This window comes from Hydrogenophaga luteola (genome assembly GCF_042648585.1).
GTDB lineage: Bacteria > Pseudomonadota > Gammaproteobacteria > Burkholderiales > Burkholderiaceae_C > Hydrogenophaga > Hydrogenophaga luteola.
In genome coordinates, this window is the sequence record NZ_JBHRXX010000005.1 from 688,752 (window position 1) to 704,296 (window position 15,545).

General features: G+C 69.6%; 16 protein-coding genes. 6 read left to right on the forward strand and 10 right to left on the reverse strand.

Annotated features, from left to right (window positions below):
* Window positions 1-4: 4 nt before the first annotated feature.
* Genes ACFOPI_RS13400 through ACFOPI_RS13425 form a run of 6 tightly spaced genes read right to left on the reverse strand, consistent with a single transcriptional unit; the run spans window position 5 to window position 7,095 of the window.
* The gene (locus ACFOPI_RS13400) at window positions 5-457 is read right to left on the reverse strand and encodes a hypothetical protein (protein ID WP_382174574.1); all 453 of its coding nucleotides are present in this window, start codon (window positions 455-457) and stop codon (window positions 5-7) included.
* A complete protein-coding gene (locus ACFOPI_RS13405) occupies window positions 454-1,836 on the reverse strand; it encodes a phosphatase PAP2/dual specificity phosphatase family protein (RefSeq protein WP_382174576.1) in 1,383 nt (460 codons plus the stop codon). The genes ACFOPI_RS13400 and ACFOPI_RS13405 overlap by 4 nt, the downstream gene beginning before the upstream one ends.
* Window positions 1,833-3,593 carry a bifunctional alpha/beta hydrolase/class I SAM-dependent methyltransferase gene (locus ACFOPI_RS13410; RefSeq protein WP_382174577.1) on the reverse strand — a complete coding sequence of 587 codons (1,761 nt, stop codon included), beginning with the start codon at window positions 3,591-3,593 and terminating at the stop codon, window positions 1,833-1,835. The genes ACFOPI_RS13405 and ACFOPI_RS13410 overlap by 4 nt, the downstream gene beginning before the upstream one ends.
* Window positions 3,590-4,228, reverse strand: a complete 639-nt coding sequence (locus tag ACFOPI_RS13415) for a CDP-alcohol phosphatidyltransferase family protein (RefSeq protein WP_382174579.1) — start codon at window positions 4,226-4,228, stop codon at window positions 3,590-3,592. The genes ACFOPI_RS13410 and ACFOPI_RS13415 overlap by 4 nt, the downstream gene beginning before the upstream one ends.
* 30 nt (window positions 4,229-4,258) lie before the next feature.
* Entirely contained in the window at window positions 4,259-6,214 is a 1,956-nt protein-coding gene (locus tag ACFOPI_RS13420; protein WP_382174581.1) for an MFS transporter, read from the reverse strand.
* Window positions 6,215-6,252: 38 nt separating this feature from the next.
* Window positions 6,253-7,095, reverse strand: coding sequence for a hypothetical protein (locus ACFOPI_RS13425; protein WP_382174583.1), 843 nt, complete (start codon window positions 7,093-7,095; stop codon window positions 6,253-6,255).
* 122 nt (window positions 7,096-7,217) lie between these two features.
* On the opposite strand from ACFOPI_RS13425, the gene ACFOPI_RS13430 reads away from it, so the two are divergent.
* Both ACFOPI_RS13430 and ACFOPI_RS13435 read left to right on the forward strand, forming a co-directional pair.
* Window positions 7,218-7,949, forward strand: coding sequence for a helix-turn-helix domain-containing protein (locus ACFOPI_RS13430; protein WP_382174585.1), 732 nt, complete (start codon window positions 7,218-7,220; stop codon window positions 7,947-7,949).
* 72 nt (window positions 7,950-8,021) lie between these two features.
* Complete coding sequence (locus ACFOPI_RS13435) at window positions 8,022-8,825, forward strand: ProQ/FinO family protein (protein WP_382174586.1); 804 nt, start codon at window positions 8,022-8,024, stop codon at window positions 8,823-8,825.
* Here the strand turns inward: ACFOPI_RS13435 and ACFOPI_RS13440 are convergent.
* From ACFOPI_RS13440 to ACFOPI_RS13450, 3 genes are read right to left on the reverse strand one after another with little or no spacing between them, the layout of a single operon-like run.
* A complete protein-coding gene (locus tag ACFOPI_RS13440; protein WP_382174588.1) occupies window positions 8,809-10,089 on the reverse strand; it encodes an FIST signal transduction protein in 1,281 nt (426 codons plus the stop codon). The genes ACFOPI_RS13435 and ACFOPI_RS13440 overlap by 17 nt on opposite strands.
* Before the next feature lie 24 nt (window positions 10,090-10,113).
* On the reverse strand, window positions 10,114-11,196 hold the full coding sequence (locus tag ACFOPI_RS13445; protein WP_382174590.1) for a PhaM family polyhydroxyalkanoate granule multifunctional regulatory protein: 1,083 nt from the start codon (window positions 11,194-11,196) through the stop codon (window positions 10,114-10,116).
* 23 nt (window positions 11,197-11,219) lie between these two features.
* Window positions 11,220-12,050, reverse strand: a complete 831-nt coding sequence (locus ACFOPI_RS13450) for an enoyl-CoA hydratase/isomerase family protein (protein WP_382174956.1) — start codon at window positions 12,048-12,050, stop codon at window positions 11,220-11,222.
* A gap of 213 nt (window positions 12,051-12,263) precedes the next feature.
* On the opposite strand from ACFOPI_RS13450, the gene ACFOPI_RS13455 reads away from it, so the two are divergent.
* The 4 genes from ACFOPI_RS13455 to ACFOPI_RS13470 are packed head-to-tail and all read left to right on the forward strand — an operon-like array spanning window position 12,264 to window position 13,900.
* Complete coding sequence (locus ACFOPI_RS13455) at window positions 12,264-12,650, forward strand: TraR/DksA family transcriptional regulator (protein WP_382174592.1); 387 nt, start codon at window positions 12,264-12,266, stop codon at window positions 12,648-12,650.
* Window positions 12,651-12,686: 36 nt separating this feature from the next.
* The gene (locus tag ACFOPI_RS13460) at window positions 12,687-13,064 is read left to right on the forward strand and encodes a hypothetical protein (RefSeq protein WP_382174594.1); all 378 of its coding nucleotides are present in this window, start codon (window positions 12,687-12,689) and stop codon (window positions 13,062-13,064) included.
* A 12-nt stretch (window positions 13,065-13,076) separates the two neighbouring features.
* A complete protein-coding gene (locus ACFOPI_RS13465) occupies window positions 13,077-13,511 on the forward strand; it encodes a VOC family protein (protein WP_382174596.1) in 435 nt (144 codons plus the stop codon).
* Between the two features lie 5 nt (window positions 13,512-13,516).
* Window positions 13,517-13,900 (forward strand): S-adenosylmethionine decarboxylase family protein, encoded by a 384-nt coding sequence (locus ACFOPI_RS13470; protein WP_382174598.1) that lies wholly within the window; start codon window positions 13,517-13,519, stop codon window positions 13,898-13,900.
* 9 nt (window positions 13,901-13,909) lie between these two features.
* Here ACFOPI_RS13470 and ACFOPI_RS13475 read toward each other — a convergent pair whose 3' ends face one another.
* On the reverse strand, window positions 13,910-15,409 hold the full coding sequence (locus ACFOPI_RS13475; RefSeq protein ID WP_382174958.1) for an FAD-dependent oxidoreductase: 1,500 nt from the start codon (window positions 15,407-15,409) through the stop codon (window positions 13,910-13,912).
* Between the last annotated feature and the right edge of the window lie 136 nt (window positions 15,410-15,545).

Here is a 15,545-nt window from a genome sequence, read left to right on the forward strand (position 1 = left end):
ACACCTAAAAAAACAGGGTGGCCAGGGCTGCAGCGGTTTGCAGCACCACGAGGACAAGATGCCAGCGCAGAAGATGGCGGGTACCGCGCAGGCGGTCGCCCATCGGGCGCACGGCTGGCGGGTGCTCGCTCACGGACTCTTTGCGCAAGCCGAGGTGGGCCAGCGAAGTGTCCAGCGCCTGCAGGCAGGGCATCTGACCCTGGCCCAGTTGACAGAACAGGCGCTCGTCCAGCGCCAGGCGAAACACAAGGTACCGCTCGATCACACCGCACAGCAACACCAGTGCCCACCCGCTGGCGCCCACCAGGGATATCGGCGGCCAGACCACGCACACCAGCGCAGCGAGCAGGCTCCAGCCCAGGGACCACGGGCCCAGGGTGCGCACGCTCGAGCGCAACAGGGCGGCGAGCACCAGCGCGTCGGCGCGCTCCTGTTCGTCCAGTGGAGGCTGAATCACCCGGTCTTCTCCGCGGTCCGCGGTGCGGCCAGTTGTTCCAAGGCGCCCAGCCAGGCCGGCCCCAGCACCAGTTGGGGCCGGGCCCGCCGAGCACGGGCTTCGGCCTCGGCCAGATCGGGCACGCCCTGGTGCAACAGCTGCCAGGCCACCACCGCCGCGGCGCTGCGTGAAAAACCGAGCGCGCAACACACCCAGACCGGCCCACCCGGGCCGGCGCCGCGCTGGGCCTGCACCAAATGCGCTGCGCGCTGCAGCCGGCCCGGGCTGGGCACCACCAGATCGAGCAAGGGCAGGCAGCGGCTCACCGGCCGTACGGCCGCGTGCAAGGGCAGCTCCGCGCACAGGCTCACCAGCGCAGGCCGCCCCGCAGCCAGCCATTCGGCGTAGTTCGGACGCCGCCCGAGCCACACGCCGGGCACCACCTCCACGCGGGGCGGCAAGTCGCGCGTCCAGGCCCAGGCGTTGAGGGCGGCTCCGAGCCGGTAGGGTGCCAGCAGCCAGCGCGCCGACCAGTGCATGTGGCCCGAACGGTCCATGCGGAACCCCCGCTCGCCGAACCCCAGGTAGTTCAGCGCCACAACGGCCAGCGAGGCCGCCGGCCAGGCCAGCCAGAGCGCCACGCCACCCCACCCAAGCGCCAGCGTCAGCAGTCCGGCAGCGCCCGCGAAGTACAGCGCAGCCAGCTTCAGGCGCTGGCCATCCCGGCTCAAGCGCCACGCCGAAGGCAGTGCCACTTCGCGTTCCAGCGGCCACAGCCACACACACAACACGCCCAGCAAGGCGCCGGTGGGAATGTCGATGAAGTGGTGCTGGTAGGTGGTGAGCACCGAGGCGCAAATGGCGAAGGTCCAGACATGCAGCAGCGCCCGCTGCCAGGCGCTGCGCATCAGCGGCCGGTACCAGTCCCAAAGGATGACGGCCAGCGCGATGTGCAAGGAAGGGGCCTGGTTGAAGGGCTGGTCAAAACCTCGCAACGCCGCAAACAGGACACCGGCGGCGCCATGGGCCTCGGGCTGTCCGAAACTGAACCGCAGGGGCCACAGCACAAAGCAGCTCACCGCGATGAACTGCGCCGTGAGAAGGCGGGCCGCGTGGCGGTCGATGCGGTGCTTGCTGCGGCTCAGGAACAACGACAGGCCGTAGAAGGCATTGATCGACCAGTAGGGAAAGACCGTCCAGCTCCAGAACGGGATGTGCCGCTCCCAGTCGAACACCACCGTGGGTACCTGCCCTGCGGCCCAGCGCTGCACCGCCCACCAGTTGGCCAGGCCATAGGTCAGGTAGAACAGCGGTGCCAGCAGAACCAGCCAGGCGGCGGAGCGCCGCCACGGCCAGGCGGCCGACGCGCCTGGGTTCGACACCATCGCGGATTCACTCATGCCGCCTCGCGCACGGCCAGCGACACGGTGAAGATGCCCCACTCGTCGATGCGCTGCGCGACCTTCCGGAAGCCTGCGGCGGCCACGAGCTGATCCATCTCGGCCTGCGTGCGGCGGCGCATCACCCAGGCCTGGCCCTGGCGGTGGCTGGTGAGGGCGCGCGCAATCATCTCCAGCTGCGGGTGCCAGGGCTGGCCGGTGTAGACCAGGTAGCCGCCCGGCTCGACTGCATCGGCCACGCCAGCCAGGGAGCGGCCGACCATGGCGTTGTCGGCGAACAGTTCGTACAGGCCGGAGACCGTGACCAGCGTGGGGCGTGGTGTGGCGCTGGCCACCTGGGTGCGGTCGAAGGCGTCGGCCTCCTCAAACCGGGCGGTGGCCTGCAGACCGCGCTGCGCGATGAGCGCCTGACCATCGCGCACGTTGATGTCGCTGTAGTCGCGCAGCAGCACCGAGGCCACGGGCACCGGGCTGCTGGCCACAGCATCGAGCACATAACGCCCATGCCCGGCGGCGATGTCCATCAGCCGCACCTCGCGCCCGGCCGCGGCCAGGCGCTGCATGGCCTCGCGCAGCAGTTCTTCGACGTGCAGCTTGCGCTGGCGGATGCCACGCCAGCCAATGGAGTCCAGGTAGGCGCGGTCGATCAGGGCCCCCACCAGCGGCACACCCTTGGCCTGGTTGCGGTACACGTAGTCCAGCGTGCTGCCGGAGTCGAAGCCGGTTTCATGCCCCAGGCGAACGCCGTCGGAAAGCACGCCACCGAGCTTTAGACCGGCGCGTGTGCCGGCCCAGTACAACCCGCGTGGAGACAGGGGTGACAAAGGTTCGGCCAGCGCGCGCGCCTCGTCCGCCGTGGCGCCGCGCTGGTCGGCCTGCAGCAGGTTGACGGGAGCCGCCGGTGCGTCGAACTGCCGCAGCAAAAACGCACGCAAAGCCCTTAAGGCGCTAGCGCGGTCGCGCTCACCCAGGGTGTCGTGGAAGAAACCCGGCAACTCCAGCTTCTCCTTCACCGCGCTGCCCAGGCGCTCGAAGAACTGGTGCTGAGGCTTGTGATGCACCACCCAGTCGGCACCCGAGATGAGCAATTGCGTGGGCGCCACGATGGCCTGTGCGTCGGCCACCACGCGCTCGGCCGCGCGATACAGGTCCAACAGGATATTGACCGCGATCGGGCGCGAGATCAGCGGGTCGGCCTCGTAGCTGGCAATGCGCTCGGGGTCGTGGGTGAGGAACTTGGCCTTCACATAGCTGTTCACGAAAAACAGCCCGCGCAGCTTGTGCATCAGCGCCAGGCCAGCGCGCGCGAACGGCACGTAGAGCTTGACCTTGAACGCGGGCGAAGCCAGCGTCATGCCACGGATGGCGGGGGCGTAGTCGTGTGCCCAGGTGGACACCAGCACCGCGCCCACGCTTTGCGCGATGACGTACTGATCGGTCACGGCCACGCCGTGCTCGGCGGTGATGTGATCGACAAAGGTCTGCACGTCGCGCACCGAGGTGGCGAAGCTGGGGCTGTGGCCACGCTGGCCGGGCGAGCGGCCGTGACCACGCGCATCCCAGGCGAAGAAGTCGAAGTCGGGCAGGTTGAGCTCGTCCACCAGGTGCGCCATGCGTGCGCCGTGCTCGTGCCCGCGGTGAAACAGCAGCACCGCGCCCCGCCGCTGTGCCGCCGTGGCCGACCAGTGCCGGTAGAACAGTGAGACCCCGTCGTGGGTGGAGAAGTGGCGCTCCTGCGCTGGCCGGCTGGTGTTCATGAACTCCCTTTTGTATTGGATGGCGAAGAAACAGCGGTTCGTTCGGCCAGGGCCGAACGAACGCGGCGCACGGTGGTGAGTGCCACGAGAGCAGCCAGCAAAGGCATCAGCAGCGCCGTCCAGCCCGGCATGGTCCAGCCCAGCGAGACCACCAGCCCCAGCGCGCCGAAGACGAAAGCCCGGTCGCTCTTGCCCATGGGGCCGTCGTAGCGGCGGCTGGCGCCCACCGTGGTGCCCAGCGCACCCGCGAACTCGGACAACCCGGCCAGCACGATCACCAGACCGAGCCAGAACGGATGGCCCGGCAGCACCAGCGCAAAGGGCAGGTACAGCGCGGCGTCGGACACCACGTCGGTGAGCTCGTTGAGGAAGGCGCCCAGCGGCGTCTGCTGCCCGTGTTCGCGCGCCAGCATGCCGTCCACCGCATTGAACGCCATGCGCAGAAACATCCACAGCGGAACCAGCGCAAAGGCCTGCGGCGATGGCGCCAGAAAGAACAGGCCCAACCCAAGTGCCACCGAGATCACGCACGCCAGCAGGGTCACCTGGTTGGCCGTCACGCCCCACGCATGCAGACGCACCACCCCCGGACGAAGCAGGCCCTGAAACGCAGGCTTCAATTGATAGATCGACACGCCCCCCCCTTTTTTCGGTGTTGGCGATTATCAGAGCAAGCCCGCCACCCGCTCCCGCAAGCCCTCCGGCGTCACCCGCTCGGCCACCACCGGCTCCCCCACATTCAGCCCCACCCGGTTGAACAGGCCGCGCCGGAAGGGTTTGACCATGGCGGTGGGCTGGCCGCCGCTGAGTTCGATGCGGCTGAAGTAGGAACCCCAGAGGTTGGTCAGTGCCATCGGGATCACGGTCACGTCCTGCACGCCATCCGCCTTGGCCGTTTCAAGGATCTTCATGATCCCGCCCTTGAAGGGCTGCAGCGTGCCGTCTTTGGTGATCGCGCCTTCGGGAAAGATGCCCAGCAGGTCGCCTTCGCGCAGCACCTGCGCCGATTCGCGGAACGCGGCTTCGTAGGCAGCCGGGTCTTCTTTTTGCGGCGCCACGGGGATCGCCTTGGCGAGTTTGAACAGCCAGCCGAGCACCGGCACCTTGAAGATGCGGTGGTCCATCACGAAGCGGATCGGGCGCGGGCTGGCGGCCATCAGCAGCACGGCGTCGACAAAGCTGACGTGGTTGCAAACCAGCACGGCTGCACCTTCGGTCGGGATGTTCAGGTCGCCCGTGACCTTGAAGCGGTAGACGAAACGCGAGGCGATCCAGGCCACGAAGCGCAGCAGGTACTCGGGCACCAGCATGAAGATGTAGAACGCGACCACCGCGTTGGCCAGGCCGATGACCAGGAACAGCTCGCTGATCGAAAACCCAGCACTGAGCAGCGCGCCGGCCAGCAGCGAGCTGGCGATAATGAACAGCGCGTTGAGGATGTTGTTGGCCGCGATGATGCGGGCCCGGTGCGTGGGCTGGCTGCGCATCTGGATCAGCGCGTACATGGGCACGCTGTAGATGCCGGCGAACAGCGAGAGCAGCGCCAGGTCGGCAAGCACGCGCCAGTGCGCCGGCTCGCCCAGGAACTGGCCGAGCGTGAGCGCCACAGTGTGCGGCGGCAGGCCGCGCGAGGCGAAGTACAGGTCGACCGAGAACACGGTCATGCCGATCGCGCCCATCGGCACCAGGCCGATCTCCACATGGCGGCGGCTGAGAATCTCGCACAGCAGCGCGCCCACGCCGATACCAACCGAAAACACCACCAGCAGCAGCGACGCGACCTGTTCGTTGCCGTGCAGCGTGTCGCGCGCGAAAGTCGGGAAGTTGGCGAGGAACACCGCGCCGAAGAACCACATCCAGCTGATGCCCAGCAACGAGCGGAACACCACCACGTTGCCGTGCGCGAGCCTGAGGTTGCGCCAGGTTTCGGTGAAGGGATTCCAGTTGATCTGCAGGCCGGGATCGGTGGCGGGCGAGACCGGCACGGCCTGGGCCAGCGCGCGGCCGGCGATGGCCAGCAGCAGGCAGGCGGCGGCGACATAACTCGGGCCGACCAGGGGCAGCGCGATCAGCAGGCCGCCCGCGACGTTGCCCAGCAGGATGGCGACGAAGGTGCCCATCTCGACCATGCCGTTGCCACCTGTGAGCTCGCGCTCGGAGAGGTGCTGCGGCAGGTAGGCGAACTTGACCGGGCCGAACAGCGTGCTGTGCAGGCCCATGAGGAACACACAGCCCAGCAGCACCGGCACGTTCTGCTGCAGGAAGCCCCAGCCGGCCAGCAGCATGATGGCGATCTCCAGGTTCTTCACGAACCGGATCAGCACCTCCTTGGGGTACTTGTCGGCGAGCTGTCCGCTGGTGGCGGAGAACAGCAGGAAGGGCAGGATGAACAGCGCCCCGATCACCAGCCCGGCCATCGATGGATCGAGCCACTGCACCTGCAGCTGGTAGGTCACCATCACAGTGAAGGCGAACTTGAAGACGTTGTCGTTGCCGGCGCCCAAAAACTGCACCCAGAAGAAGGGGGCGAAGCGGCGCTGCGTGAGCAGGGCGAACTGGTTGCTGTGGGCGGCGTCATGTGCGCCGGCCTCGGCGCTGATCGCAGCTTGCGGGGTGGACATTCGGGTCTCCTCCAGTGGTGTTCTCTGGGCAGCGGGGTTCACGCAGCGCGGCCCGGTGCATTCTGCCGCAGGCTCGCAGGGGCTTGGGCTTGGCGCCGCGGCTTCAGAGCCGCGATGACGGGCCAGGCCGCCAGTGCAGCGACCAGATGCTTGAGGCTGTGACCGGAAATGGTGTCGGCGGTCGCGCGGAACACGGTTTCATCGCCCAGCTCCAGCAGCTTGGCCAGCGCGTACAGGCCGATCAAAACGCCCAGGCGAATGCCGATGGCACCGGGCACCGGTTTGCGCAGCGCCAGCCAGACGATGAACGCCATGCCGCCGAACTGCAGCACGGCCCAGGGCAGCACGTTGCCATTGGACGCCGGCAGGATGGCCGAGAGCACCGCGAGCGGCAGCAGCACGCACAGGGCCTGCCGCGCCGCTGCCTGGCCCACGCGTTCGGCCACGGCCAGCGCCAGCGCCCCCGAGAAGGTCACGGCCATGCCGAGGCGGTCCCAGACCAGGCCGGGGGCGTCGGGCGCCCAGTGGTACCCCGCTGAGCCGAAACCGGTGGCCACCAGACCGGCAAAGAACACCTGGGCCGCCTGCTGCGTCGCCCCGGGTTGCAGGCGGCCTCGCAAGGCCCGCAGTCCCCAGAGGCCCGCCAGGGCCAGCGGCGCGTTGGTCAGCACGTCCATCGCGTTCGGAATGCCCAGCAGGGTGCGCGCATCGACGAAGGGGTGACCGTGCGCGTGCAGGTGGGCGTGGCCGTGGGCGTTGAGTGCGAGGCCGAGCGCCTCGGACAGCGCAGGGCCGGCGGTCAGCGCGAGCAGCCAGAGCAGCAGCAGGGCGGTGGCCCAGCGCCCGAAGGCGGGTGAGGAAGAGACGGCGGGCAATCGCATGGGAACTCCAAGGGGTGGAACAGCGGCCGCAGTGTCCGGGTGGCCCACCGGATCGGGTCGCTCGGTGCGATACAGTGGCCTTCCTTTTCACCCCCGGTATCGCAATGCGGTACCCGAACCGCATGAGCACCACCCTCGACCTCGTCGGCACGATCAAGAAGGAACTCAAGGCCGCGCAGATGACCTATGCCGACCTGGCGGCCGCGATGGGCATGGCCGAATCCAGCGTCAAGCGCATGCTGGCCAAGGGCGACATGTCGCTCTCGCGGGTGGACGAGATCTGCCGCGCGCTCAAGATCGACTTCGCCGAACTGGCGCGCCGCGTGGCCGACGCGCAGCCGCTGCTCAAGGAAATGAGCGCCGAGCAGGAGCGCGCGGTGGTGGCCGACAAGAAGCTGCTGCTGGTGGCGATCTGCGTGCTCAGCCAGTGGACGCTGGAGCAGATGACCGCGAGCTACCGGCTGAGCGAGGCGGACTGCGTGAAGTACCTGGTGCAGCTCGACCGCATCGGCATCATCGAGCTGCGACCGCTCAACCGCTACCGCCTGAAGCTGGCCAAGACCTTCCGCTGGCGGCCGCACGGCCCGGTGATGAACTACTTCCGCGAGCACGCCCTGCTCGACTATTTCGCGGGCGGCTTCGATGGCAGCGGCGAAGGCCTGATGCTGGTGCATGGCTCGGTCAGCCGCGCGCTGGCGCCGGTGTTCCTCGAACGGCTGCAGCGCGTCGCACAGGACTTCGCGCAACAGCACCAGACCGACCAGAAGCTGGCGCAGAAGGACCGCGAGGGCTACACGCTGGTGCTGGCGATGCGCAGCTGGGAGTTTGAGGCATTCAGTCGGCTGCGCCGCTGAAAGCCGCCTTTGCCCGTACTGGCATGATGTCGGGCTTGCCCGGAACCCGGGCTATTTCATTTCTGCTTCGCCATGACCGCTTCCGCCGACCACGACACGCCCGACAACGCCGCTGCGGCGCCCGCCGCAACCCCTGCTGCTGCGGCAGCCCCCGCCCAGGCACCGCGCCGCAACGACGGCCGCCGCGAAGGCCGCAATGCCGGTGGTCGCAATGGCGGCCGGCGCCCGCAGCGCCCGGCCAACGCCGAGCGGCCAGCCCAGGCAGCGCCTGCTCGCCAGCACCCGGTGCTGGACCAACTGGCCACGCTCCATCCCGTCCTGTTCGGCGAGACACCCAGGCCCCTCAAGCGCGGCATCTTTGAAGACCTGCTGGCCGCCCACCCCGGGGTGCTGGAGAAGGACAGCCTGAAGGCGGCGCTGGCGCTGCACGCACGCTCCACCCGCTACCTCACGGTGATCGCCTCGGGCCAGCAGCGCCACGACCTGACCGGCCAGCCGGTGGAGGCACTGACGCCCGAGCAGGTGCACCACGCCCTGATCGAAGTGTTCCGCCGCCGCGGCGCGCGCAGCCGCGAAGACCTGCGCCCCAAGCTGCGCCAGCGCATCCTCAAGGCCTACGAGGCCTCGGGCCTCTCACCCGACGAGTACCTGCAGCGGGTGCAAGGCCGCGACGAAGAAGTGAACCAGATCAGCCGCGATGCCCTGGCCGAGGTCAGCGCCCGCGCGGCGCGCGAGGACGCGCTGCTGCGCGCCTTTGAGGCCAGCGGCAAGAACATCAACGAGTTCGCCGACATGTACGGCCTGCACGTGCTGGACGCCAACCGTTCGCTGGAGCGCGCCCGCGCCCGGCAGGCGGCCGTCAAGCCGGCGCCGTGAACACCGTCAGCACACCGGTGTAGCCATAGAGCTGCTGGTGTGCGATCTCGCCACCGGCGAAGAAGCCCACCAGCGGCACGTCGCCCAGCGCACGGCGCACGATCTGCAGTTCGGCGCTGGGCGCACCGAAGTGCAGGCCGCCCCGGCCCGAACAGCTGACGTAGATGGCGCCGACGATGTGGCGCGCTGCGGCTGGCTCGGGATCGTCCGCCACCATGCTGGAGCCCATGCCCAGGGTCTCGGGCTCCAGCTCTTCCCGAATCTCGCTGCAGACGCGGATCAGGTCGGCGCGGGCAGCCTGCGCGTGTCGTTCGCAGAAGGCCAGCCGCGCGCCCAGCGGCGGGTGCTCGGCCACCGCCACGCCGTGGCGGGCCGGGTCCAGACCGATGATGTGGCGCACCATCACCTCCGGGCCGAACTGGCCGCGCGCATGGCGCTGCGCGGGCGCATCGGCCGGCCGGTGCTGCGGCAGCGTCAGCCCGACCAGGGTGCGGCGCAGGCGCTCCATGGCCTGCTGCGGCTGCGCTAGCGACACGCCCAGTTCGCGCAGCAGCACGTCCAGCGCGGGTTCGCCATCGAGTTCCAGCACCAGGTTGCCGTCGACCGCGGTGATCGTTCGCTCGCGGTTGATCGGCTGGGCGCCCTGGGTCACGCGCGAGATCAGCTCCACATCCGGACCGAAGGCCACGCCGCTGATGCCGCCACTGAACACGCCGCCCACTGCCCCTTGGCCGCGCAGGTGGCCGGCGCTGCTGGCCGCGAACTGCACGCTGGCCGAGCGACTGCCCACCAGGCCGCCGAACACATAACCCGACTGCGTACGCTCGGCCACTTCGGCGATCAGTTCGCCCAGGTCGTGCGCGCCCGGGTCGGCGTGCAGCAGCGCGGTGTGCGCAACGAAGCCCGACGGTTCGCTGCCGCTGGCCGGCAGCGGCGCCACGCCGCTGAACACGCGGTACTGGTCCGGGCTGAGGTCACAGAGCATGACCGCCAGCGCCGGTTCGTCGAAGTACTCGACGTTGTTGGCCGCGATGCCGACTCCCACAGTGCCAGACCAGTCGGTGATCTCGGGCAGCTCGGCACTCAGGTGGTCAAGGATGGCCTGCGCCTGGCCGGCGTAGTGGTCGGTGATGTAGAGCAGACCGAGCGACGGCGTGGCGGCGTAGGCCGGCAGGGCCATCTGTGCGCGCAGCTGGGCGAGCACCAGGGCCGCGGCCATGCGCCACTGCGGGTGGGTCGCGTGTGCGTAGGGGAACAGCTTCATGGTGGTGGCAGACCTTCCCGGAGTTCAGCGGCGGCGCGGGGCCTTCTTGGCCGCGGTCTTGCGCACAGCGGTCTTCTTGGCCGCAGGGGCCTTGGCCGCTGGCGACTTCTTGGCGGCCGCGCCGGGCGTCGGCAGGAAGCCGGGGAAGAACGCGGTAGGCATGGGCCAGTCGCCCGCGCCCAGGGGTTGTGCGGGCGCTGCGGTCACTGCCTGGGCGGCTGGCTTCTTCGCCGCAACCTTCTTGGGCGCGACAGCACGGCGGGCCTTCGGTGTGGACTTGCCGGCCGTCGCGGGTTTTTTCGGAGCCGACGAGCCGCCGGTCACGGCGCGCACCGCCGCCGAGCCCATGCCGGCCGCACGGCCGACGGTGTCGCCCACGCTGCGGCCTGCCTTCGCGGCCATGCCCGTGGCGGTCTTCACCGCCTGCTCGGTCAGCCCGCTGGCGACGTTGCGCGTGGCGTCCAGCGCGCCCTGCCTGGCCATGTCCTTCATGGCGGTGCTGGCGATCTGCTGGAACTGCTGCGACAGCGCACCCCACCAGGCCATCGGGTCAACCACGCCCGTCGCGGTCACAGGGGCCTCGGGCGCTGGCGCGGTGGCCTTGCGGGGCTTCCTGGCTGGGGGTGGGGGAGGCGCTTCCTCGGCTTCCTCTTCGGCCTCCGCCTCGGCTTCAGGCTCCGGCGCCGCGCTGGTGTTGCCGTAGGTGCGCTCAGGAATCTCCAGCCCCGCGAACTGCGTCGGCACCTTGCCCGTGAAGCCGGACACCGTTTCGGCCGCCTTGACCTTGAGCGCGTTGGCCACATCGCCCAGGTTGAAGTTCATGGCCTTGAGTGTGGCCAGCGACATCTTCTGGACCTCCAGCGCCTGGATGGTGGCCCCCAGCGCCTTGGCGTTCTGGTCCAGCCAGAACTGCACGGCCTTGAGTTCCTCGATGCGCTTTTCGAGGTCTTCGACGTTGAAGGTCGGCGCCACCCAGTGGCCCAGGTTGGGCAACTGCGGCAGGCTCTTGCCCAGGCCCTCCGCGACGCCGCCGGCGGCCTGCCCCGCGAGGTTCTGCAGGAACTCGAAACCGGGGACGAATTTGCCGAATCCGCTGGCGTCGCTCATGGCTGTCTCCTGGGAGGGTGAGGTCAGGTGTCGGCGCCGTAGCGAGGCGCGCGCCGCTCGCGCAAGGATGCCACACCTTCTCGCACATCAGGGCCGGCAAAACCCATGAATTCGAGCGCCAGCGAGGTGTCGAAGGCCGGACCGGCCTGGCGCAGCCAGTTGTTGAGCGAGTACTTGGTCCAGCGAATCGCGGTCTGGCTCCCGCTGGCCAGCCGGTCGGCGACCTCATAGGCCTTGTCCAGCAGCGCGTCGTCGTCCACCGCCAGCGAGACCAGCCCGATGCGCTCGGCCTCTTCGCCGCTGATCGGGTCGCACAGCATCAGGTAGTACTTGGCCTTGGCCAGACCGCACAGCAGCGGCCAGACGATGGCCGCGTGGTCGCCCGCCGCCACGCCCAGGCGGGTGTGGCCGTCGACGATCTTTGCGCTCTTGGCGGCGATGGAGATGTCGGCCAGCAGGCCCGCCACCAGGCCCGCGCCCACCGCGGGGCCGTGCATGGCGCTGACGATGGGCTTGTCGCAGTTGATCACGTTGTAGACCAGGTCGCGCGCTTCTTTCCACACCCGGGTGCGGACTTCGAAATCGGTCGCCATGTCCTGCACCAGGGCGAGGTCGCCGCCGCCGGAAAAGCCCATGCCGCTGCCGCGCAGCACGGCGCAGCGCAACGAGTCGTCGCGCCCCACGTCGCGCCAGATTTCGCTCAGCTCCCAGTGACCCTCGTGACCGGCAGTCGGCAGCTTGCCGTTGCCACCGGGGCCCTCGGCCTTCATCCGGATGTCCAGCACCGAGGGCACGCCGTCCACGGTTGGACCGCGGCGCGTGATGTCGAGGGTCTGGTAGCGGCTGTAGTCAATGGCGGACATCGTTGTCTCTCCTGCAGATTTTTGAAAGTGAACCGTCGATTCTGCGGGGGAATGCCGCGTTTTCCGCCGGGGATTTCCCCTTGGCAACGGGCCTGAACGGCGGCGGGCTTGACGCCGATCAAGGCAGCCGCACACCGTCGAGCGCACCATGAATCCGTGGTCTTCAGGACCCAAACCCTTCGAACCCATACACGAGGAGATCCCATGAACACCCCCGTTTCAGACACCTTCCGCCAGCAGTTGCAGGCGATGCGCGCCGATGTGCTGGCGCAGCTGCGGGAGCAGCGAGGCGGCAGGGTTGGCCGCGCCGAGGCCGCCGCCAACGCGCGCGAGACCGAGAGCGACGACTGGGCGCAGGCCGATGCTGAACGCGACTTGGCCTTTGCCATGGAAGAGCGCGAGTCGGCCGAACTGGTCGCCATCGACGAGGCGCTCAAGCGCGTGGCCGATGGCAGCTATGGCCTGTGCGTGGACTGCGGCGCCTCCATCGCCACCGCTCGCCTGCACGCCAACCCGGTGGCCCTGCGCTGCGTGGGCTGCCAGGACAAGGCCGAACAGGCCAGCGGCGCCACCAGGCCGGCCGGCTACTGATTTCGTTTTTCCCTTCACTTTTCAGGAGAACTTTGAATGACCACCTTCCACGCCGTCGTCTGGATGGACCACAGCCAGGCCCACGTGCTGATGTTCGACCGGGAACACGTTGAAGCCCAGCGCGTCAAGGCGCGCCAGCAGCACACGCCCAAGCACGGCCATGTCGGCGCCGACAAGGACTTCTTCCGGGCCATCGCCGCATCGCTGGAGGGAGTGTCCGAAGTGCTGCTGACCGGCCCAGCCAACGCCAAGATCGAATTCCGCGACTGGTGCAAGCACAACATGCACGCAGTCGACAAGGCGGTGGTCGAAGTGGTCAACAGCGACCACCCGACCGATGCCCAGCTGGTCGCGATGGCGCGCCAGTATTTCCTGAGGTTCGACCAGAAGGCTGCCGACCCGACACAGCGCTGATATCCTGCGCGGATGACCTCCGCCACGCTGCCGTCCCGAAGCCTGTTCCACCTCGCCTTCCACGTCACCGACCTGGACGAGGCGCGGCGCTTCTACGGCGGCTTGCTTGGCTGCACCGAAGGGCGCAGCACCGACACCTGGGTCGACTTCGACTTCTTCAGCCACCAGATCTCGCTGCACCTGGGTGAGCCCTTCAAGACCACGCGCACCGGCCGCGTGGGTGAGCACCTGGTGCCGATGCCGCACTTCGGCCTGGTGCTGCTGTTGCCCGAATGGCGCACGCTGGCCGACCGCCTGACCACCGCGGGCGTGGACTTCGTGCTGCCGCCTCAGGTGCGCTTCGAGGGCCAGGCCGGCGAGCAGTGGACCATGTTCTTCTGCGACCCCTTTGGCAACCCGATCGAGGTCAAGGGCTTCGCCAGCACCGAGGCCATCTTCGCCGCCTGAGCGACGTGAACGGCCTGCACCTGACCGCCGACCTGCGCGGCTGCCGCTGCGATCTGGACTGGCTGACCAACGCCGAGCGCCTGCTGGCCGCCTGCGTGCAGCGGGTGCAGGCCAGCGGCCTGCAGGCGGTGGCGCACCTGGGCCACCGATTCCCCGACACACCCCAGGGCCCGGGCGGCGTGACCGCCACGGTGCTGCTGGCCGAGTCGCACCTGTGCGTGCACACCTGGCCCGAGTCGCGCAGCGTGAGCCTGGACGTGTACGTCTGCAACTTCGGCGCCGACCATTCGGCGCGCGCGCAGCAGCTGATGGACGCGCTGCTGGCGCTGTTCGAACCGGGCGAGGTGCTGCAGCGTTCGGTCGAGCGCGGCGCGGCGCCCGCCGCCTGATCCCCCCGTTCAGCCGCGCAGCCGGCGCGCGATGTGTTGCCCGGCCAGGTGGCCGCGCGTGAACGCTTCTTCAAACACCGAATAACCGGCCCAGTCCGCGTGGGCGAACGCCAGCCGGTCGTCGTGCCAAGGCCCCTCGTGCAGCGATCCGGGCGCCGGGATGGCCATCGCATGGCCGTAGCGCGTCACCGCCACCTCACGCACCCGCGCCGGCAGGTCCGGGTGCGGTACCGACAGCTCGGCCAGCGCGCGGTCGCGCCAGTGGGTCCAGGGCTTTTCCAGCAGGGCTCGGCGCGCGTCCGGCTCGTCGCCCAGCGGCAGGTACCAGGTCCACACGCGCGGCCCGGCCACCCGCTGCAGCGACTGGTGGCTGGCGTCCACATAGCCCAGACCGGTGGTGCCGTAGGTGACGTTGTCCCAGCTCGGGTGCGCACCGCCCCGGTCTTTCGGGGCTTCGTCCAGCCGCAGGTTGACCACGGCCCAGGGCGCCATGCGAAGACCGGCCGTCCGCGCCGCCACCACCGGCGGCAGCGGATCGACCACGCGCCGGGCGATGAACACCGGCAGCGTGACGACGGCCGCGCGGGCCTGCCAGCGGATGATCCGCCCGTCGTCCGGCGACACGCTGTCGACCTCCACGCCATGGTGTCCCGGGCGCACGCGCAGCACGCCCTGCCCCGTGTGCAGGCGGTCGCCCAGCCCCGCCGCCAGCCGCTGCGCCAGCCAGGCGTTGCCCTCGGGCCAGGTCAGCAGGGGTTCGGCCTCGCTGTCTTCGCCCGGTGCAGGAAAACCGTGGCGGCTGGCGAAGTAGTGGATGCCCGCCCAGGCACTCACCGCCGCCGCGCCGGCGCCGTAGTCGTCGCGGCAGGCGTAGTCGAGGTACCAGCGCAGGTGCGGGTCGTTCAGACCGTGCCCATCCAGCCACTGAGCAAAGCTCAGCGCCCAGAGCGCGCGCACGGTTTCCGTCACCGGCAGGCGCACGGCCGGCATGGCGTAGCGCTGGACGCGCCGGGCCTCGTCGATCAGGCGGCTCAGGCGGCGGTACTGGTCCAGCGTCGCGGCCCCCACGCCGTCCAGCGGCAGCAGGCCGTCGTGCCAGGCGCCGTTCCAGTACAGCCGCTCCTGCGGGCTGTGGCAGAGGTGGCGCTCGTCGTAGGTCCAGCGGCCGGCGACACGGCGGCGCAGGCCGATCTGCTCCAGCCAGTCCTGCAGCTCGGGCGCGTCGTCCGAGGGCACGGGCAGGTAGTGCGCGCCCATCGGGCAGGCCAAGCCGCCGAGGCTGGCGGCGCGCGAATTGCCGCCAGCCTCGGACTCCAGCTCCAGCAGCGCGAAGTCCTCGACCCCGGCCAGGGTCAGCGCCCGCGCAGCGGCCAGGCCTGCCATGCCGCCGCCGAGCACCAGCACATCGGCTCGGCGCTGTTCGGCAGGCTGCGACAGCGCCGCATCGCGCCAGCGGTGACCGCGCGCCGGGTCAGGGCCGGTGAACCCCCCGGGGATGTCGCGCGTCATCGGCGGGCAGCCCGCAAGCCCCGCGCCCGCCGCACCGAGCCAGCCCAGGCAATCGCGCCGCGTCAGGAACACGTCCACCCCATCCGCAGCCGGCGCGCGTGCCCCAGTCCAGCACACGCCGTGGAACCGGCTCCGC